The 20,402-nt window shown below is 32.4% G+C and carries 14 protein-coding genes and 1 tRNA gene; 10 read left to right on the forward strand and 5 right to left on the reverse strand.

Translation table 11 applies throughout. The annotated features are described in order from the left end of the window. The first annotated feature begins 45 nt into the window (after positions 1–45). From JL193_RS12280 to metF, 5 genes are all read left to right on the forward strand, one after another. The gene (locus tag JL193_RS12280) at positions 46–1,083 is read left to right on the forward strand and encodes a homocysteine S-methyltransferase family protein (RefSeq protein ID WP_207971077.1); all 1,038 of its coding nucleotides are present in this window, start codon (positions 46–48) and stop codon (positions 1,081–1,083) included. A 118-nt stretch (positions 1,084–1,201) separates the two neighbouring features. After that, entirely contained in the window at positions 1,202–1,483 is a 282-nt protein-coding gene (locus JL193_RS12285; RefSeq protein WP_207971078.1) for an antibiotic biosynthesis monooxygenase family protein, read from the forward strand. Further along, positions 1,483–4,203 (forward strand): methionine synthase, encoded by a 2,721-nt coding sequence (metH, locus tag JL193_RS12290; RefSeq protein WP_207971079.1) that lies wholly within the window; start codon positions 1,483–1,485, stop codon positions 4,201–4,203. Before JL193_RS12285 ends, metH begins: the two co-directional genes overlap by 1 nt. Positions 4,204–4,206: 3 nt before the next feature. After that, entirely contained in the window at positions 4,207–4,443 is a 237-nt protein-coding gene (locus JL193_RS12295) for a hypothetical protein (protein WP_207971080.1), read from the forward strand. Between the two features lie 223 nt (positions 4,444–4,666). Next, the gene (gene metF / locus JL193_RS12300) at positions 4,667–5,623 is read left to right on the forward strand and encodes a methylenetetrahydrofolate reductase [NAD(P)H] (protein ID WP_207971081.1); all 957 of its coding nucleotides are present in this window, start codon (positions 4,667–4,669) and stop codon (positions 5,621–5,623) included. 61 nt (positions 5,624–5,684) lie between these two features. On the opposite strand, the gene JL193_RS12305 is transcribed toward metF, so the two are convergent. Beyond that, positions 5,685–7,565 carry an Ig-like domain-containing protein gene (locus JL193_RS12305; RefSeq protein WP_207971082.1) on the reverse strand — a complete coding sequence of 627 codons (1,881 nt, stop codon included), beginning with the start codon at positions 7,563–7,565 and terminating at the stop codon, positions 5,685–5,687. A gap of 223 nt (positions 7,566–7,788) precedes the next feature. Here JL193_RS12305 and trxA point away from each other — a divergent pair, with 223 nt between their 5' ends. The 4 genes from trxA (at position 7,789) to JL193_RS12325 (ending at position 12,061) form a co-directional block, all read left to right on the forward strand. Beyond that, positions 7,789–8,106 carry a thioredoxin gene (gene trxA, locus JL193_RS12310; RefSeq protein ID WP_088355373.1) on the forward strand — a complete coding sequence of 106 codons (318 nt, stop codon included), beginning with the start codon at positions 7,789–7,791 and terminating at the stop codon, positions 8,104–8,106. A 333-nt stretch (positions 8,107–8,439) separates the two neighbouring features. After that, positions 8,440–11,001, forward strand: coding sequence for a M1 family metallopeptidase (locus JL193_RS12315; RefSeq protein ID WP_207971083.1), 2,562 nt, complete (start codon positions 8,440–8,442; stop codon positions 10,999–11,001). Positions 11,002–11,003: 2 nt separating this feature from the next. Further along, complete coding sequence (locus tag JL193_RS12320; RefSeq protein ID WP_207971084.1) at positions 11,004–11,924, forward strand: DUF58 domain-containing protein; 921 nt, start codon at positions 11,004–11,006, stop codon at positions 11,922–11,924. Between the two features lie 63 nt (positions 11,925–11,987). Next, a tRNA-Asp gene (locus JL193_RS12325) sits at positions 11,988–12,061 on the forward strand. A gap of 193 nt (positions 12,062–12,254) precedes the next feature. On the opposite strand, the gene JL193_RS12330 is transcribed toward JL193_RS12325, so the two are convergent. The 4 genes from JL193_RS12330 to JL193_RS12345 form a co-directional block, all read right to left on the reverse strand. After that, the gene (locus JL193_RS12330; protein ID WP_207971085.1) at positions 12,255–13,235 is read right to left on the reverse strand and encodes a hypothetical protein; all 981 of its coding nucleotides are present in this window, start codon (positions 13,233–13,235) and stop codon (positions 12,255–12,257) included. Positions 13,236–13,262: 27 nt separating this feature from the next. After that, complete coding sequence (locus tag JL193_RS12335) at positions 13,263–14,666, reverse strand: RagB/SusD family nutrient uptake outer membrane protein (protein WP_207971086.1); 1,404 nt, start codon at positions 14,664–14,666, stop codon at positions 13,263–13,265. Positions 14,667–14,677: 11 nt separating this feature from the next. Beyond that, on the reverse strand, positions 14,678–18,238 hold the full coding sequence (locus tag JL193_RS12340) for a SusC/RagA family TonB-linked outer membrane protein (RefSeq protein ID WP_207971087.1): 3,561 nt from the start codon (positions 18,236–18,238) through the stop codon (positions 14,678–14,680). A gap of 131 nt (positions 18,239–18,369) precedes the next feature. Further along, complete coding sequence (locus JL193_RS12345) at positions 18,370–19,509, reverse strand: FecR family protein (RefSeq protein WP_207971088.1); 1,140 nt, start codon at positions 19,507–19,509, stop codon at positions 18,370–18,372. A 276-nt stretch (positions 19,510–19,785) separates the two neighbouring features. Between JL193_RS12345 and JL193_RS12350 the strand changes: the two genes are divergently transcribed. Further along, the gene (locus JL193_RS12350) at positions 19,786–20,355 is read left to right on the forward strand and encodes an RNA polymerase sigma factor (RefSeq protein ID WP_207971089.1); all 570 of its coding nucleotides are present in this window, start codon (positions 19,786–19,788) and stop codon (positions 20,353–20,355) included. Positions 20,356–20,402 lie beyond the last annotated feature (47 nt).

The following is a 20,402-nucleotide window of genomic DNA, read 5'->3' on the forward strand; positions in this document are numbered from 1 at the left end:
AAAAACACCTTTCCTGATGACATATATTGATAAAAACATCAAAAAATGTCAAACATTTACAAAGCATTACAAGAACGAATTTTAGTTTTAGACGGCGCCATGGGAACCATGTTGCAAGCCTATAAGTTTACAGAAGAAGATTTTAGAGGCGAACGCTTTAAAGACTACCCAACTCCATTACAGGGTAATAACGATTTGTTATCTATAACACAACCAGAAGCCATAAAAACCATTCATACTAAGTATTTTGAAGCGGGTGCAGATATTGTAGAAACGAACACGTTTTCAGGAACAACTATTGCCATGGCAGATTATCAAATGGAAGATTTGGTATATGAATTAAATTATCAATCTGCAAAAATTGCCAAAGAAGTCGCAGAAGAATTTACAGCAAAAGAACCTCACAAACCACGTTTTGTAGCAGGTTCTATAGGTCCAACAAACAGAACAGCAAGTATGTCTCCAGATGTAAACGATCCTGGCTACAGAGCAGTAACTTTCGAAGAATTAAGAATCGCTTACAAACAACAAACAGAAGCGTTAATCGATGGTGGAGCTGATTTATTATTGGTAGAAACAGTCTTTGATACCTTAAATGCAAAAGCAGCATTATTTGCCATTGAGCAAGTAAAAGAAGAAAAAAATATTAACATTCCTGTAATGTTAAGTGGTACAATAACAGATGCTTCAGGTAGAACTTTATCTGGCCAAACAGCAGAAGCTTTTTTAATTTCGGTTTCTCATATTCCGCTTTTATCTGTTGGATTTAATTGTGCTTTAGGTGCCAATTTATTGCAACCTCACTTAGAAGCAATTGCTAATAAAACAGATTTTGCGATTTCTGCACATCCAAATGCAGGTTTGCCAAATGCTTTCGGAGAATATGATGAAACTCCAGAAGAAATGGGAGAACAAATAGAAGAATATTTAAAAAAGAATTTAATCAATATTATTGGAGGTTGTTGTGGTACAAGTCCAGAGCATATAAAAGTCATAGCAAATATTGCTGCTAAATATAAACCTAGAGAAGCTGCCACTTTAAGCACAGTCGAAAAGTCTTTTAAAAGGATAGAAAGCAAATGAAAGTGAAACAAACAAAATACATGAAATTATCAAAACGTCATTCTGAACCTGTTTCAGAATCACATTAAAATAAAAGTGACCTTTTAGGTTTTTAAAACCTGAAAGGTCTGATAAAAATATGATTCTAGAAGTAGCCATATTAAATATAAAAGAAGGTTTTTCTGCTGAATTTGAAATCAATTTCAAAAAAGCTGAAACCATTATTTCTTCTATGAAAGGTTACATCTCTCATAAACTAAAAAAATGTATTGAAGTTAAAGATAAATACATCTTATTAGTAAACTGGGAAACTTTAGAAGATCACGAAATTGGATTCAGAAAATCTCATGAATATAAAGAATGGAAAACATTATTGCATCATTTTTATGAACCATTTCCAACAGTAGAGCATTACAAGTAATGAAAGTGAAACAAACCAAATATATGCGATTGTCAGGATTAGAACCACTAATCTTAAACGAAAACAGTAATTTTATTAATGTAGGAGAACGCACAAACGTAGCTGGTTCTCGTAAATTTCTACGCTTAATAAAAGAAGAAAAATACGATGAAGCCTTAGACATTGCAAGGCATCAAGTAGATGGTGGTGCGCAAATTATCGATGTAAATTTCGACGATGGTTTAATTGATGGAAAAGAAGCCATGATTCGTTTCTTAAACCTAATTGCTGCTGAACCCGATATTTGTCGAGTTCCAATTATGATTGACAGTTCTAAATGGGAAATCATAGAAGCGGGTTTACAAGTGGTACAAGGAAAATGTGTGGTAAACTCAATTTCTTTAAAAGAAGGAGAAGAAAAGTTTATTTGGGAAGCCAAACAAATAAAACGTTATGGAGCAGCAGTAATTGTAATGGCTTTTGATGAAGTTGGGCAAGCAGATAATTACGAACGAAGAATAGAAATAGCCAAACGTTCTTACGATATTTTAGTAAATAAAGTTCACTTTCCATCAGAAGATATTATTTTCGATTTAAATATTTTTCCGGTGGCAACAGGAATGGACGAACATAGAAGAAATGCCATCGATTTTATCGAAGCAACAAGATGGGTAAGAGAAAATTTACCAAATGTTTCTGTAAGTGGAGGTGTAAGTAACGTGTCGTTTTCTTTTAGAGGAAATGATGGAGTTCGTGAAGCAATGCACTCTGTATTTTTATACTATGCAATTCAAGCAGGCATGAATATTGGAATCGTAAACCCTGCTTTATTGGAGGTTTATGATGACATTCCAAAAGATTTATTAGAACATGTAGAAGATGTTATTTTAGATAGAAGAGACGATGCAACAGAACGTTTATTAGATTTTGCAGAAACTGTAAAAGGGTCTAAAATTGAAAAAGGAGTAGATTTATCTTGGAGAGAAAACTCATTACAAGAGCGAATTACACACGCTTTAGTAAAGGGAATAGATGCCTTTATTATTGAAGATGTAGAACAAGCAAGACAAGAAGCTACAGCTCCTATTGAAGTCATAGAAGGGCATTTAATGATTGGAATGAATGTGGTTGGCGATTTATTCGGAGCAGGAAAAATGTTTTTGCCACAAGTAGTAAAATCTGCACGTGTCATGAAAAAAGCGGTAGCCTATTTAAATCCGTTTATTGAGGCAGCTAAATCCGATAAATCAGAACCTGTTGGAAAAATATTAATGGCTACTGTTAAGGGTGATGTACACGATATTGGTAAAAACATAGTAAGTGTGGTATTGGCTTGTAACAATTACGAGATTGTAGATTTAGGAGTAATGGTTCCACCAGAAAAAATCATACAAACTGCAATCGACGAACGTGTAGATGCCATTGGTTTGTCTGGTTTAATAACACCTTCGTTAGACGAAATGGTGTATTTAGCCAAAGAAATGCAACGTCAAAATTTTAAATTGCCCTTATTAATTGGTGGCGCAACAACTTCCAAAGCGCATACTGCTGTAAAAATAGACACACAATATAAAAATGCAGTAGTTCATGTAAACGATGCCTCTAGAGCAGTAACAGTTGTTGGCGATTTGTTAAACAAGAAATCGAGCCATTTATATACTGCAAAATTAAAGAAAGATTACGACGAATTTCGAACCAAATTTTTAAAACGAGGAAAAGAAAAATCTTATATTTCTATTGCAGAAGCAAGAAAAAGAAAGTATAAAATCGATTGGGAAACATCAGAAATTAAAAAACCGAACGAATTAGGCATTCAGGTATTAAAACAATTAAGTTTAAAAGAATTGGTTCCGTTTATAGATTGGAGTCCGTTTTTTAGAAGTTGGGATTTGCATGGAAAATTTCCAGACATTCTAACAGACAAAGTGGTAGGCGAACAAGCTTCAATAATGTATGAAGAAGCGCAACAAATGATTGCAGAAATTATTGCAAATCAATCTTTAAAACCAAAAGCAATTTTTGGTTTGTTCGAAGCAAATTCAATTAATGATGATGATATCCTAGTTTCAAAAAAGCCTAATAGAAGCAAGAATGTCATTTCGAGCGCAGTCGAGAAATCTCAGAATGATAAAGTTATTTTTAGAACCTTACGTCAGCAATTAAAAAAGCGTGAAGGAATTCCTAATATCGCTTTGGCAGATTTTATTGCTCCAAAAGAAAGTAATAAAACGGATTATATAGGTACTTTTTGTGTAGCTATTTTTGGAGCTCAAGAATTAGCAGATAGTTACAAAGCCAAAGAAGACGATTATAATGCAATTATGGCGCAAGCCATTGCAGACAGGTTTGCTGAGGCTTTTGCAGAATATTTGCACAAACAAATTCGTATTAAGCATTGGGGATATGCTTCAGATGAAGTTTTAACAAACGACGATTTAATCAAAGAAAATTATAAAGGAATTCGACCTGCACCTGGTTATCCTGCATGTCCAGATCATTTAGAAAAAGAAACCATCTGGGATTTGTTAAAGGTTGAAGAAAATATCGGAGTTACTTTAACAGAAAGTTTGGCAATGTGGCCTGCAGCAGCAGTATCTGGTTATTATTTTGCCAATAAAGAAGCAAAATATTTTGGTTTAGGAAAAATAACAGACGACCAAGTAACAGATTACTCTATAAGAAAAGGAATCACAAAAGAAAAAGCAAGAAAGTGGTTGTACCCAACACTTGCAGAAGAATAAAATATGAGTTTTATAGAATTACATTTAGGAAGTCATATTATTTCTCATGGATATGATGAAAATAATACAGAAATTGTAGAAAATATTTCTGCAGATGAGTTTAGCAAAAAGCTAGTTGCAGTTTCACGAATTAAATCTTTAAGTGAAAAATATATTTTAACAGATTATGCACATGGAAGATGGATTTACTGGGAATATCAAGAAGATTTTGATGAAGTGAAAAAGCTTTTAAACAACTAGCGTTAGCGATTGAAACAACCTTTTTTTTAACTGTCAGCTCGTGAATTTTTAAGAGACGAAAAAAAAATGTATCGAGAACAAAGCAAAAAAGATACATCTTTCGAAGACGCTCAAGACAAGCTACAAGCGCAACCTTTAGGGAACGCTTCAATAAAAAATATTAATAACATAAAATACCCGCAACAATTTTCCCTCCTTTAGAGGAGATTAAGGGAGACTTATTATGAAGATTACAGAACACATTAAAAAAGCAAACGGAAAAACCTTGTTTTCCTTTGAAATTATTCCACCAAAAAAAGGAAATAACATTCAAGATTTATACAATAATATAGATCCGTTAATGGAATTTAAACCGCCATTTATAGATGTTACAACTTCGAGAGAAGAATATATTTATATCGATAAAGGCAATGGTTTATTAGATAGAAAAATAACCAGAATGCGTCCTGGAACCGTAGGTATTTGTGCTGCCATTAAACATAAATACGATGTAGATACTGTGCCTCATGTTTTGTGTGGAGGTTTTACAAAGGAAGAAACAGAGTATGTTTTGGTAGATTGCCATTATTTAGGAATCGACAATGTAATGGCATTAAGAGGAGATGCTATGAGCCATCAAAAATATTTTGTGCCCAATAAAGATGGAAATCATTATGCAATAGATTTGGTAAAACAAATTCAAAATTTAAATTGCGGAAAATATTTGCACGATGTGGTAGAAGCCGCAAACAAGGCCGATTTTTGCATTGGAGTTGCAGGATATCCAGAGAAACATTTAGAGGCACCTTCTTTACAAACCGACTTAAAACGTTTAAAAGAAAAAGTAGATGCGGGTGCAGATTATGTGGTTACACAAATGTTTTTCGATAATAAAAAGTATTTTGCGTTTGTTAATGCTGCCAAAAAAGCAGGAATTAACGTGCCAATTATTCCAGGTATTAAGCCTATTGCAGTAAAAAGACATTTGCAATTATTACCCCAGGTTTTTAAAATAGATTTGCCAGAAGAATTGATTGCCGAAATAGAAAAATGTGATTCTAATAAAAAAGTACGTCAAGTAGGAATTGAATTTGCCATAGAACAATCTAAAGAATTATTGGCTGCAGGAGTGCCAGTTTTACACTACTATTCGATGGGTAAAAGCGATAATATACACGCAATTGCATCTAAATTATTTTAACTAAAAAGCTATCTAAAAAGAATTTACCTTATTAGATAGCTTAAAGATTAGAGGTTATTTATTAATTACAAATTCCAATGGTTTTCCACCAGTGTTCTCCAAGACCTGGAGTTACCCATATAGGGCCTGTTTGTGCTTCATATAACTTGTTTTTGTATTTTACAATATCTCCTGTATTATAAATAGACGGGTATGCTTTCCATTCAGAAGCATTGGAGCAATCTGTGTCACCACCACTTGTAATTGTTGAGCTTACTTTTATATTTACAGACGAAGAGGTTGTTACACTGCCTTGATTATCTCTTGCTTTAACATATAAATTATAGCTTCCAGCAGAAACGTTTTGCCAAACAAATTCATAAGGGCTTGTAGCATCTTCTCCTAACTTTGTATTTCCTGAATAAAACTCAACAATAGATATTGTTCCATCTGCATCACTTGCATTGGCAGTTAAAGTAATATTTTCGTTTTCGTTAAAATTGCTATTGACAGTAGGCGATGTTAAAAAAGCGCTAGGTGCTTCATTTGCTCCAGTTTCACTTCCATCGTTAGTACAATTTTTAATAAACTTCCATGGATTTCCTGTTCCAGTACTAGTAGAAGGATTATTGTTTTGTGTCCACCATTTAGCTTCATAAAGAGCTCCATTATATAGTGCCTGTTGACCTCCTGTATAAACAGCGGTGCTACTCCAAGTAGGGGCATTATCACAACCAGTAGTATTACCCGTGTTTTCGTTGCCACTAGAATCTCCAGTGTGTGGAGATAATGGATAATTTTCTGCATTGGCTATTGCAATAGAAGTAGAAATGCCATTAAGTACCTGACTGGCTACATGTAAATATCCATAAGATGAAGATGAAGCCTTTTTTAATAATAATTGCCAAATCATAACTCCGTCATTAGAATTTTCAGAAGATTTAATATGATTAGACAAATCGGCTATTCTGTCGTATGAAAAAGTGTAATATGGCCCCCAAGGTTCTTCAGGAAAATGAGTTCCAGCAACAATACTAAAACCATATTGGTCTGCATAATGTCTGTAAGAATCGTACATAATTTTTCTATTGGTTGGAGCGCCTACATTATACCCTTGATAGGCTATAAAATCAATTTTATCTCCTACAGCTTTTATAACGGGAATCATATGTCCTGTACTGCTAAAACCAAAAAGGCTTATGCCATTGTTAGGGGTCGTTGCATTATATAAATTAGCGTCACTTTCGCCTGTTAATGTATTTCTTTTACTGTAAGCAAAAGGAGAGTTAGAATCGTTGTTATTTAAACCTCCAAGAGCTCCAACACCAGAAGGAGCGCAAGTTAAAAGGTATTCTCCTTTAGGCATAATTGCCCTAGAATTATTAAAAAAATCTATAAAATGTTGTATGTTTTCTGGGCTTCCTATTTGGGCAAAACTACCATTGGGTTCAAAATCCCAATCGATACCTTCAAAACCCATATCATCTATTAAGTCTTTTATTTGTTGGTAATTAATGTTGTATGCATCATTCGTTCCCCAATAGGTTTCTCCTCCTATAGATAGAAGAACTTTTATTCCTTTTGCTTTTAAAATAGCTACAGATTTTTTTAAAAGAGTACCTCCATAAGGTGTTTGAATACCTGTTTTAGAGATGTCATAAGAGCCTTTTTGATAGGTAAGATTGGGTTTTGCAAAAGCTAAAAATACATGCGTTACATGTTTTGGAATGTCTCTTAATTTTGAGCCGTTGTTACCTGATGTCCAACTTTCTTGCCACGAAGGAAAATAGCCTAAAATAATAGGACCTGCATTGTTTGTTTTTTGTAAATCTTTGGTTTTTTTAGAGGTTTGTAAATTAGTTTCGCTAGATACTGGGGGCTGGTTTATCAAATCTTCGTTTGTACAAGAGGTTGATAAAATAGAGACTAGTATCAAAGTCCCTATAAATTTTAATGTTTTCATGTTTTTTGGGTTTAGGTTTTAGGTTTTAACGAAAGAAAACTACAAACATTATAGAAGCAAAGAAAGTTTTTTATATAAACGACATAAATTAGCCATCAAACGACAATAAATAAGTTTTAATCATGTCGTTATAAGTAATTTATATACTTAAAATAATAAAAAGAAAAATATTTAATTATTTTTGCAGAAAAACAAAGCGAAATAACAATTTAAAAATATAAAAATGGCATTAGAAATAACAGACGCAAATTTTGAAGAAGTAGTATTAAAATCAGACAAGCCAGTATTGGTAGATTTTTGGGCTGCTTGGTGTGGACCTTGTAGAATGGTTGGGCCAATTGTAGATGAAATTCATGCAGAATACGAAGGCAAAGCAGTGGTTGGTAAAGTAGATGTAGATGCAAACCAAGAATTTGCAGCAAAATACGGGGTTAGAAACATACCCACTGTTTTAATCTTTAAGAATGGAGAAGTTGTAGATAAGCAAGTAGGTGTTGCTCCAAAAAACACATATACAGGAAAAATTGATGCTGCTTTATAGGAACAATTAACATATTATATTGTTAAAAAGGTTTGGCTAACGCTAAACCTTTTTTATTTTAGTGAAACTCAATTTTAAAAAATAGCGAAGCTATTTTTTAAAATTGTAAGTTGAAATAACCCCGCATTTTGGCGGGGTCTTAGGAAGTTTGTTCTAATGATTTTAAAAAAAGACAAAGCTAATTTTATAAATTACAAGTTGAACTAACCCTGTCTTTTAGCAGGGGCTCAATATAATTTTCTCAATCGTTTTTAAAATTAACAAAGTTATTTCTTAAGATTTAAAAAGAACAAAATCTGCATTTTTGCAGAATTTGAATATAAACTCAATTTAATGAAGAATCTATTATACCTATTTTGTTTCCTTTTTATAATTTCTTGTAACCAAAAACAAGAAGAAAAATTATTGTTAGAAAAAGGAATTTCTTTAGAATTAGCCCAGTTAAGAAAACAACAAATTTATGATGTTGTCTATCATTTAGATTTTAAAATTCCAAAAGAAAAAACGAGCCCAATTTCCTCTAAATTATTGTTAGAATTATCCCTAAATAATCTTGAAAATGATTTGATTTTAGATTTTAATGAAGATAAATCACATTTAAAATCGTTGAGAGTTAATGGCAAAACATCAGAAATAAAACACGAAAAAGAGCATTTAATTATCGATAAAAAATTATTGAATTCTGGTAAAAACTCAATAGAAATATTTTTTAATGCAGGTGAAATTTCTTTAAACAGAAACGAAGAATTTTTATATACCTTATTAGTGCCAGATAGAGCAAGTACGCTGTTTCCTTGTTTCGATCAGCCAGATATAAAGTCGAGGTACAGATTAAGAATAACTGCGCCAAAAGATTGGAAAGTATTGTGTGGTGGTTTTGAAGAAAGCGCCATAGAAATAGATGGTTTTACAGAACATACATTTGCGAAAACCGATTTAATGAGTACCTATTTATTTTCTTTTGTGGCCGGAAAGTTTACAGAAGAAACTAAAAATCCAGGTGCTTTTGATATGCGCTTTTTATACAGAGAAAACAACCAAGAAAAAATAGATGAAAGTGTAAGTGAGGTTTTTAAAATTCATCAAAACTCATTAGATTTTTTAGAAAACTATACACAAGTTAAATTTCCATTTCAAAAAATGGATTTCGCTGCAATTCCGCCTTTTCAATACGGAGGAATGGAACATGTTGGCGCAATTCAATACAGAGCTTCCTCTTTATTTTTAGATAAAAATGCAACACAAACTCAAAAATTAAGAAGGGCAAAATTAATTGCCCACGAAACTTCGCACATGTGGTTTGGCGATTTGGTAACCATGAAATGGTTTAACGATGTTTGGATGAAAGAAGTGTTTGCCAATTTTATGGCAGATAAAATTATGAATCCTGTTTTTCCAGAGGTAAATCATAGATTAAGTTTTATGATGACGCATTATCCAAGCGCCTATTCAGAAGATAGAACAAAAGGCACAAACGCCATTCGTCAGTATTTAGGAAACTTAAAAAATGCAGGGTCTTTATACGGAAGAATTATTTACAACAAAGCACCAATAATGATGCGTCAGTTAGAGTATTTATTGGGTAAAGAAGCGTTTCAACAAGGCATTCAAGAATACATAAAAACCTACCAAAATTCTAATGCAGATTGGAGTGAGTTGGTTGCTATTTTAGATGAAAAATCAGAAGGTAATATTAAAAATTGGAGTGATGTTTGGGTAAACTCATCTGGAAGACCCATTTTTTACGAAGAAATTGAGCTGAACGAAAAAGGGAATGTCACTAAATTTGTGATTTATCAAAAAGCAGAAGATGGTTCAGATAAAATTTGGACACAATCTTTTAAAATTCAGTTAATCGATAAAAGAGGATATCTAAAAAATATCAACATTAAAAATATGGGTAAGTCTTTTGATATTACTTCTGCAACTAAAGATTTTAAACCCAGACAAGTTTTATACAACACAAACGGATTTGGTTATGGCGTTTTTCCTATTTATAAGAAAGAAATTAATACGTATAAAAATCTTAAAGATGAAGTTTCAAGAGGGTATCAATTCATTAATTTGTATGAAAATATGTTAAATGGAGTAATTACTCCATCAGAAACGTATAATGTGTATTTAGAGGCCATTCAAAAAGAAGAAAACGAATTAATTACGAGTTATTTATCTGGCAGAATTCAAAAAATATTTTGGACTTTTTTAAATGAAAATGAACAAAAAAGCGTTCAAAATAAAACAGAAACTATAGTTTTTAATTTGTTAGAAAGCGAATTGCCAAAAAATATCAAAAGAACACTTTTTGGGTTGTATCAATCAATTGCAATTTCAAAAAATGGTAAGGAAAATTTATATCAAATTTGGAAAAAAAATAAGAAGATTAAAAACCTCTTTTTAAATGAAAACGACGATGCTTCTTTGGCAATGTATTTGGCGATTTTTAAGCATCCAAAAGCAAGAGAAATTTTAGAAGAACAGCAAACCCGAATTTCAAATCCAGACAGGTTAGAGCGTTTTAAATGGCTGTTGCCATCACTTTCGGATGATGAAAGCGTGAGAGATGCGTTTATGAAATCGCTTTTGCAGAAAGAAAACCGAGAAAAAGAATCTTGGGTACAAAGTGCGTTGAATAACATTCATCATCCATTAAGACAGCAATCTTCTACAAAACATTTAAAATCGATTTTAGAAAAATTAGAAGAAGTGCAATTAACGGGCGATATTTTCTTTCCAAAAGGTTGGTTGGCGAGTTCTATTGGAAATTATTCATCAAAAGAAGCGTTTGATATTTTAAGCGAATTTTTAGATGAAAACCCGAATTACAATCCTATTTTAAAGAAAAAATTATTGCAAACTACAGATAATTTAGTAAGAGCTCAAGAAATTAAAAAATAAACATGGATTTATCAAACGTACAGTCTTCGGAAATTAAAAATTTAGACATTCTTGCAAAACAGGTTGTGGAAGGCTTTATAACAGGAATGCATAAAAGTCCGTTTCATGGTTTTTCTGTAGAGTTTTCTGAACATAAATTATATAATAAAGGCGAAAGTACACGTCATATCGATTGGAAACTGTTTGCAAAAACAGAGAAATTGTACACCAAAAAGTACGAAGAAGAAACCAATTTGCGTTGCCATATTATTATAGATAATTCAGCATCTATGCATTATCCGATTGTAAAAAAGCAAACGTTACATTCTTTAAATAAAGTTGGTTTTTCTGCAGTTGCTGCAGCCGCTTTAATGGAGATTTTTAAAAAACAAAGAGATGCAGTTGGTTTGAGTATTTATGCGGCTTCTTACGAATATTATGCACCAGAAAAGGGGAGTGAGCGTCATAGAAAAATGCTATTACATCAACTGGAGCAATTGTTAATTTCAGAATCCAATGCAACCACAGATACCTATAAATATCTACACGAAATTGCTGAAAAAATTCATAGGCGTTCTTTAATATTTGTTTTTACAGACATGTTTCAAACATCAAAAGACGATGAATCACTATTTGAAGCTTTACGCCATTTAAAATATAACAAACACGAGGTGGTTTTATTCCATACTTTCGATGGAAAAACAGAATTGAACTTTAATTTTGACAATGCTCCCAAAAAATTTGTAGATGTAGAAACTGGAGAAGAAATAAATGTGTACGCAGAGAATGTTCAAGAAAGATATAAAGCAATTGTAGAGGGGTATTTTAAAGAACTAAAAAATAAATGTTTACAATATCAAATAGATTATGTTCCTGTAGATATTCGTGCTGGGTTTGATCAAATTCTTACAAAATATTTAATTAGCAGAAAAAAATTCAAATAAAAAACCATTTTTTTGTTTGTAGATATTAAAATCTGTTATATATTTGCAACCGCTAAAAGCAACGGTCTGGTAGTTCAGCTGGTTAGAATACCTGCCTGTCACGCAGGGGGTCGCGGGTTCGAGTCCCGTCCAGACCGCAGAAAGCATCTCAATTGAGATGCTTTTTTTGTTTAATTAAACGAACTTATCAAATGGAATCATTGATTTAAAAAAGGACACAAAAAATGCATTTTTTGTGTCCTTTTTTATTGATTAAAGTAATTATATTGCGCTACTTCTGAAAGTGCGTTAAAGATAGTTACTATTTGTGAGCTTAGCTTATAGGCAAAATTAATTGTTAACAATAGTAAGTCCTTCTGGCCATGATAGGCCATCTTTTCTAATGATTTCTACGGTTCCAATAAAATCACGAAAAAAGCCAGAAAAAACGAAAGACCATTTTACGGTAAGAACTGTGTCTGTAACTTCAACAAGTTCCCATTCGCTGTTAAAAAAGGTATTATAGTTTAATACTGTTAATGTATTTGTGGTTACATTGTAATTAAGATAGCCCGGTTCAGGCTCAAAAGCGGCTCCCATTGATAGGTCGTTTACATCGTAATCTTCTGGGTTATTAGTTGATGGTGTAAAAGATATTGTACCTCTAGAACCAACCACAAGGTCTGCATGCGAAAACCTTTCGGTATCTGTACCTACTTCTAGCCAGTGATATTCAAAATCGCCTAACCAAGTATCTACAAATTTAATATTAGTTTTAATACCATAGGAGCAATCAAAATCAAAACAATTTGTTCTTGTGTCTAGAACGGACCCATCTGTTGCAGTAATGGTCCACCTTAATCCAACAAGGTCTTCTGGTAAAAGCTCTCCATTGTGAGTCGCTGCCAACTCTGTTGCATAAAGACTAAAAACATCAGTTGAAGATACTGAAAAATTAATGGGGTCTTTAAGGCTTGGAGAAGGTATAGAGGTTAAGAGTTTACCTGATTTGCCTCCATGAAGTTTGTAAGTACCTTCTATTTCTTCTTCGACAAAAGCATAAATATCGATTTTTTTAATGTTTATGGTTTTATCTGTAATATTTAAAAAGGCCTGAAATTCGGCAAGCGTATTACTCCAAAAGGCAGTTCCGATATTTTGATCGATGTTATACGTAAATCCAATATTGTTTGGGTCTAGTGGCACCAATTTCATTGTTGAACCTTGGGTCCACTCCTTTTCTATAGGCTGTAGTTGTATAGGGTCTTCTTCTATTTCGCAAGAAGTTAAAAAAAAGAACGAGATGCCTAAAAATATGATTAAATTTTTCATTTTGATGTTATTTTTTATTTAAACTATCTAATTTAAGTTAGGGTTTAATTCTCTAACTTTTGCAGGAATATTTACTCTGTAACCATTTCCTCCAGGTTCTAAAGTAAATGTTTCTCCGGTTTCTGGATTTGTTCTAGTATAAGTAGGCACATTATCGCCATAAATACGATAGCGTTTTTGGTCAAAAACATTCAGTGCAGTTCCATGTAATTCTTTACGACGCTCATTCTTTATTGTTAATAACGTTGTAGGATTATCTACGTGGGTTAAAGGCGTAAAATTAGAAATTCGCTTTTCTAATAAAGTGTTTAACGCAGCAATTGCTCCTGTACCATCATTTGTGCGAGCTTTAGCCTCTGCGTTTGTTAGTAACAGCCTAGAGGTGGTAAGACCAACGTTGGTTTCAGAGCGTGAAAATAAATATATATAATAGGGGCTGACATCTTGGTCTCCAAATGAAGTTTGTGTAGATCTAAGATACCACCTTCTATCGTTATCTTTGTCATAAAGTGCTTCCAAATCTGGGTGATATAACTGAAACGGATTTTGGTAATCGGATCTATGTCCTCTGTTCCAAATAACAGATTTGTTAAGTGTACTAAATTGAAAATCGTTAATATTATAACCTTGCCATGGATTAGATGGGTCTATAAAATCAATTTCATTCCAATCGTATAAATAGTTGTAAAGATCCAATGCTTTATTAGAATTAATTTTTGATTGCTCGAAATCTCCCATAAATAAGTAAACTTCTGCTAAAAGAGCATATATCGATGCAACACCTGGCCTAAAGTTAGCAGTTTCGTTTATTGCTGGATAGTCAATAGAGAACAAATCAAGAGATCTATTTAAATCTGCTATAATTTGATTGTAAACCTCACCAATAGAAGATTTACTAAGCAGTGCTTGTAAATCTACCTTTAAAGGCATAGGTATAGCTGGAGTAGTGGTGTTCTCTGGATTATAAGCAGGTGCATACTCTGTAACAGCTAAAAAGTATTCCATAGCTCTTTGCGCATATGCTTCTGCCTTGATGTTTTGACGATTATTTTCATTAAAAACGCCTAAACTCGCTTCGTCGATATCTGCCAATACTTGATTAGAGATGTGGATAAATTGATAGGTTTCGTTATAATCTGGGTCGTTTTCTGTGATGTTGTACAGTTCACTTTGCCATGTGTAGGCATTAATATTAACGTTATCTCCAGTTATAGAACCAAAACTAACTTCAGACATAAATACGTCTGGATCCATAAATGAAATATTTTCTTGTCTTGATCTAGAAATTAATGGATTGTTCATTAATTTATCGAAATCTTCAACAGTAGTTGGTATCACTTTATCTGTTGGAATTACATCTAAAAAATCATCAGGACTTTCACAAGAAAACATTAAAATCGCGAATAGGAAATATATTTTAAAAACTCTCATAATAATTTTTTTTAAAAGTTAGCTCTTACACCAAAAGTGTATCGAGTTAAATTGGTATAAGCATTTTGTTGTGGTGCAGTCGGATCAACACCTGCTTTGTTCTTTACCCATAAAAAAGGGTTTGTTATTTGCATGGTCAACCTCAATTTGTTTAAAAAAGTTCTTTCTAAATTTTGTTTAGAGAAACTATAGCCTAATATAATATCCTGTACTCTTAAGTAATCGCCTTTAAGTGTGGTAAATGTCGATTGACTCCAAATTTGGTGCATTCTTATCATATCCGTGCTACTTTCATTTTCGTTTGTAATAGGATTAAGGCCATTATAAAATATTCGTGGAACTGAAGTTGTAGCTTCGTCGCCAGGCTGTTGCCAGCGTGTACCCCAAATTTTGTGTAAACGTGCATTACCAAATCTTCCAGTATTATTATGTGCGCCAAAACCAGATAGTGCAGAATCGTAAGGAGCCCTAAATACATAATTGGCTTGGTAGTTCATGTTTACTGTTAAGTCGAAATCTTTGTATCTAAATGTAGAAGAAAGTCCTCCATAATCTTCGGGAACTCTTGATCCAGAATATACGAGATCATCTACCGTAAAGGTTTCATTCCATAATTTAGTTTCGCCATTACGATCCAATAAAAGTACTTCTCCATTACTGTCTAAACCTGCAAAATTATATGAATAGTAATTGCTAACGGCTTTGTCTGGGTTTCTGGTAAGGCCAGATAAATGTGCCTGTAGTGTTGTTTGGCTACTAATATTTTCTGTTACAAGATTTTTATTGTGGTTTATGTTTATGCGTAAATTCCAATCAAAATCTGGTGTTTTTATTACTTTTGCATTTAGCTGAAGTTCTATACCTTCGTTTTCGATGTTTGCATAGTTTACGAGGGCTCTTTGGAAACCTACTGTAGGATCTAGTGGACGGCTTGAGTAAACATCATCACTTTTCTTAATATAATATTCAAAGCTACCAGATATCCTGTTGTCGAACAAACTAAAGTCCAAGGCTAAATTTGTAGTGGCAGTTTCTTCCCATTTTAAATCTGGGTTTCCAGGATCCGTTAATCTTAAATAAGGATATGGTCTTCCGAATGTAGCTGTTAATGGAGAGGTAGTTACAAAAGGAGAAACTGATGATAAGCTATTACCCCCAAGACCGTAAGTTGCTCTAAACTTTAATCGGTTTATCCAAGAAACTTGAGCCATAAAATCTTCCTTCGCAATTTCCCAACCTACCCCTACAGACCATAAGGGTTTATATCTAAAATCTGGATTGCTACCAAAGATATTAGCTTGATCTACCCTGTAACTGGCGTTGAAAAGGTATTTTTTCTTAAAAGAATATCCTACATTGCTGTAGAAACTAACAAAACGATTATCAGTATTGTTCAAGTCAAAAAAATCACGATTCGTTAAAAGTCTAAAGCCATTATTCCAATTACGAACCGTTCTATTTACTATGCCAAATTCATCGTAAGGTACATAGTTGGTGCTTTGTCTATCATAGCCAAGAAGCCTGTTAAATGTAAGTTCACTAAATCGTCTTTGGTACTCGCCACCAGCAAAAACCGTTAAATCGTGGTCTTTCCATCTCTTATCCCACGTAATATTGTTTCGAAATGTCCAGCCTTTGTAATATCCTTCTTCTTGTACATATTCTGATCCGACAGGAATTTGATATCCACCGTTTACAAAATAATCGTTTATAAAATTTCGGTGTGAAGGTAAGGTCATGTCTCTAAATTCGTCTCTACGCTGTGACCCTGTTTCGTATCTAAATGAAGAGGACACTGTAAAATCTTTAAATACTTCAACGTCTAATTTAACATCGGCACGAACATCTAGAATTCGACCCGTATCATCTAAATTCCTTTGTTCTTCTAAATAGTTAAATGTGTAGGGAGACCCTAATAGATTCTCACGTTCTTGAGATACCCATGGATTCCATTTTCTATATTGTTGAACGTATTCTCCGAATTCATTAACCAGCCTGTCATAAGGTTGTAAAAAGGCGGCTATGCTAGGTGATGTGCCGTTATTTTTTTCGTTTCTTAAAACAGTTGTAAGCCCTGCTGTTAAATTAATTTTTTCATTAAGTTGATAGGTGTCACGTAAATTAAAAGACAATCTATCATTTTTATCACCAATTGCTTGCCCAAAAAGGTTTGTGTAAGATAAGGATGCGAAATAGGTGTTTTTTTCGCTACCTCCTCTAAAGGACAAGTTATACGTGTGGCGCATCGCGTTACGTAACAAATACTTGCTCCAGTCTTTTGTGATATCTCGTGTGCGTAAGTTATTAACATAATCGTCTAAAGTGCTTTGTAGCCATGTAGAGCCATTTGGTGTAAGCCCCTTGCGATAAATATAGCCTAAATGCAAATCGTTAAAACTAGAGTTTTGGCCAATAAGTCCTTCAAAATTTACCCAATTCTTATCAATAAACTCAATATCTAAATCAATTTCTTCTGAAGTGTTTAACCAGTTAAAATCATTAAAATTTACTTTATTTTCAACTTCGATAAAAGAGGAGAAATCTATCGAAAGTTTTTGGTTTTTCTTACCCTTTTTCGTGGTTATAACAATTACTCCGTTTGAAGCTCTGGATCCCCAAATAGAAGACGCAGCTGCATCTTTAAGCACATTTATGCTCTCAATATCTTCTGGGTTGATTGTGTTGAAATCATCTTGATTTGTTAGTGGAAAACCATCTAAAACAACTAAGGGTAATGAAAAAGCTTCATTAATAGTACTTCTACCTCTAATTTCTATATTGCCGTTTAAAGGGTTTATATTTAAACCTGGTACTTGCCCAACCAAACGCTCTTGAAAGTTGGCAGCAGGTCTTTGCTCTAATAATTTTGTGTTAATACTTTCAAAAGCACCTGTTGTACGTTCTTTAGATAAGGTTTGATATCCAGTGACAACAATTTCGTTTAAAGTATTTACTTCTTCTTTAAGTATTACTGTTATGTTTTTTGTGTTATTAAGACTGCCTAAAACAAGTCGTTTTTCAACATAACCAATATAAGAGAAAATAATTTCGTTAGTTCCAGAGGGAACTCTCATAGTAAAATTACCTTCGATATCTGTGGAAACTCCATATTTTTTTGTATCGGTGTATATGTTAACACCAGGAAGTGTGATTCCATTATTATCGGTAACTTTTCCAGAAATAACCAGTTGCTGTATATTAGGGTCATGTTTTTTTATTAATATATTTTGTTTTGAAGTAAATTCAAAATCGAACTGATTATTAGGTAAACAGTATCTTAATAAATCTCCAACAGTAATTATACCTTTCTTTAAAGTAATTTCTGATAAATTATCAAATAATGATTCGTGATAGATAAATGAATGATTTGTTTGATCTCTAATAATATCAAAAACCTCATGGATGTTAAGAGTTTCGTTATGCTCAATAACAATTTTGGTGTTTTGTGATAGGGCATTTTCTGTATTAAAACTAAATACAGTCGTAAAAAAGAAAAAAACAAATACTCGCATCAGTAATAGAAATTTACGTTGGATTAAACAACAAGAAGACTCGATTAACTTTTTTTTCATAAATTTAGATGTTATGGGTTAGTATTTAGAATTAAGTAAGGTTAAGAAGAAGAGAAAATGGCTTATAATAATATAGTTTAGGTATTTAATTTTGAGCCACTTTTTCTTTTGTTTTGTCTTACACTTATACTTTATTTTAATATAATTGTTTTGTTTTTTATTTGGTAATCTTTAATTATGGATGCGCTTTTTAGAGTTGTTAAAATGTCATCAATACTTTGGTTTTTATTTAGTACTCCAATAAATTTTTGCTCTTTAAGTGTGTTGTTTTCAAAGACTACTTTAAAATCATACCATCTAGATAATACTTTCATAATCTCTTTTAAAGATGTTCTTTTAAAACTAAAAACGCCATTTTTCCATGAAATTTCATTGTAAATATCTACATCAACAACATTTAATGTATTGCTGGTTGTAGAATTTACAGATTGTTGGTTCGGTTTTAAAATAGCATATGACTGTGTGTTGTTAACCCGTATTCTACCTTCTACCAAAGTTGTGTAAATATCAGTTTCTTCTTTATAGGCTTTAATATTAAACTCAGTACCTAACACTTTTACCTCTTGCCCATGAGTAAGTACTTTAAATTGGTCTCCACCATTTTTAGTACTCGATGAGACATCAAAATAAGCTTCGCCATAAACTAACTCTACTTGCCTATCTTGTCCTTTTACAAAGTGAACCGGATATTTTATCTGAGATTCAGAATTTAGCCAAACCTTGGTATTATCGGCAAGTTTTATTTGAAATTGCGCACCTCTAGGAACAGTTAAATAATTGTAAACGATATTAGGAATAGGTTTACTTGGGGGATTATAAATAATCTGCTCGCCATTACTCTTAAAGTTATTTGTAGCGTAGTTTTGTTGCTTGTCTAAGGCTATTTCTTTACCGTCTTCTAAAGTTAATATGGCTTTATCTGAACCTATGGTTATATTGTTTTTATGTAGTACCTGTTTAACAGTTTCATTTTCATTGGTGTTTTTATTAAAAAGAAAAGTAAGTGATATTAAAAGAAGTATAGAAGCCGCAGCATAATATGGTAAATAAATTTTTCTAACAGGTTTTTCTTTATTTTGAATGAGAGTTTTTACTTCTCTTAAGGCAATTTCGTCATCAATATCATTGTAAATTAAATCTAATTGGTAATTTTCCTTTACCAAAGCTTGAAACTTTTTAATATTTTTAGGATTTTTGAGCCAATTTAACAAATGTTCTTGTTCTAAGTTGGTTATCTCTCCATTTAGGTATTTTAAAATTATTTTCTTCATAAAATTTAGTAACGTATAGCAAATTCATTAGTATGATGTCATGAGTTTAAAAAAAACCCTAGTTAAATGTTCTTTTTTTTTAATTTTTAATGGTTTAGCCAAGTTTTAAGCAACATTCTTGCTGTAAAGTTTGTTTACATTTAGCTTTTACACTTCAACAATACTTTATTAATCTCTAATATTTTGCACCTTGTAAAAATTGAGTTTGTAAATAGGTTTTGTTTAATATTGTGTATATTACAAAGCTATTAGGAGGTTATATGCATTATGGCAAAAATGGAAGATCAAGAATTAATAGACGGTATTAAGAACAATAACATTAAGGCTTTTGATGTACTTTTTAAAAAATACTATAAGCTATTGGTAATTTATTTAAAAACAGTAACAAAAGATATTTATTTAGCCGAGGATATTGTTCAGCAGGTATTTGTTAATTTATGGGCAAATAGATTTAATTTAAACATTAACAAAAGCGTAAAAGGCTATTTGTACCGGATTTGTTATAATGATTATCTTAACCATTATAGAAAATCTAAACGACAAAATCGTATTTTAGAAAACTTTAAAGAAGAGGCTATACGAAACTTATTGCAAGAAGAAGATGATGTGCAGGAATCTAACATTAGAAAACTGAGACAACTTATTGAATTATTGCCACCAGTTTGTAAAAAAGTTTTAAAATTAAGCAAAATACAGGGGCTTAAATACGACGAGATTGCTGAAAAGCTTGGCGTATCAAAAAAAACAGTCGAATCTCACATGGGTACTGCCTTTAAAAAAATAAGGCAAGGTTTTGAAAATGATAAAATGATGTGGTTAATCTACCTAATTGAGTTTCTTAGATAAAAAAATATTCTCCTTTTTTTTAGCGAGATGAATTTAATGAAACATTA

The organism is Polaribacter batillariae, assembly GCF_017498485.1.
Classification (GTDB): Bacteria; Bacteroidota; Bacteroidia; order Flavobacteriales; family Flavobacteriaceae; genus Polaribacter; species Polaribacter batillariae.

Bases quoted from the DNA above. Each gene is read 5' to 3' on its own strand.
- JL193_RS12295 (WP_207971080.1), top strand. From the start codon at position 4,207: ATGAGTTTTATAGAATTACATTTAGGAAGTCATATTATTTCTCATGGA.
- JL193_RS12285 (WP_207971078.1), top strand. From the start codon at position 1,202: ATGATTCTAGAAGTAGCCATATTAAATATAAAAGAAGGTTTTTCTGCT.
- metF (WP_207971081.1), top strand. From the start codon at position 4,667: ATGAAGATTACAGAACACATTAAAAAAGCAAACGGAAAAACCTTGTTT.
- trxA (WP_088355373.1), top strand. From the start codon at position 7,789: ATGGCATTAGAAATAACAGACGCAAATTTTGAAGAAGTAGTATTAAAA.
- JL193_RS12345 (WP_207971088.1), bottom strand. From the start codon at position 19,509: ATGAAGAAAATAATTTTAAAATACCTAAATGGAGAGATAACCAACTTA.
- JL193_RS12350 (WP_207971089.1), top strand. From the start codon at position 19,786: ATGGAAGATCAAGAATTAATAGACGGTATTAAGAACAATAACATTAAG.
- JL193_RS12340 (WP_207971087.1), bottom strand. From the start codon at position 18,238: ATGAAAAAAAAGTTAATCGAGTCTTCTTGTTGTTTAATCCAACGTAAA.
- JL193_RS12280 (WP_207971077.1), top strand. From the start codon at position 46: ATGTCAAACATTTACAAAGCATTACAAGAACGAATTTTAGTTTTAGAC.
- JL193_RS12320 (WP_207971084.1), top strand. From the start codon at position 11,004: ATGGATTTATCAAACGTACAGTCTTCGGAAATTAAAAATTTAGACATT.
- metH (WP_207971079.1), top strand. From the start codon at position 1,483: ATGAAAGTGAAACAAACCAAATATATGCGATTGTCAGGATTAGAACCA.
- JL193_RS12315 (WP_207971083.1), top strand. From the start codon at position 8,440: ATGAAGAATCTATTATACCTATTTTGTTTCCTTTTTATAATTTCTTGT.
- JL193_RS12330 (WP_207971085.1), bottom strand. From the start codon at position 13,235: ATGAAAAATTTAATCATATTTTTAGGCATCTCGTTCTTTTTTTTAACT.
- JL193_RS12305 (WP_207971082.1), bottom strand. From the start codon at position 7,565: ATGAAAACATTAAAATTTATAGGGACTTTGATACTAGTCTCTATTTTA.
- JL193_RS12335 (WP_207971086.1), bottom strand. From the start codon at position 14,666: ATGAGAGTTTTTAAAATATATTTCCTATTCGCGATTTTAATGTTTTCT.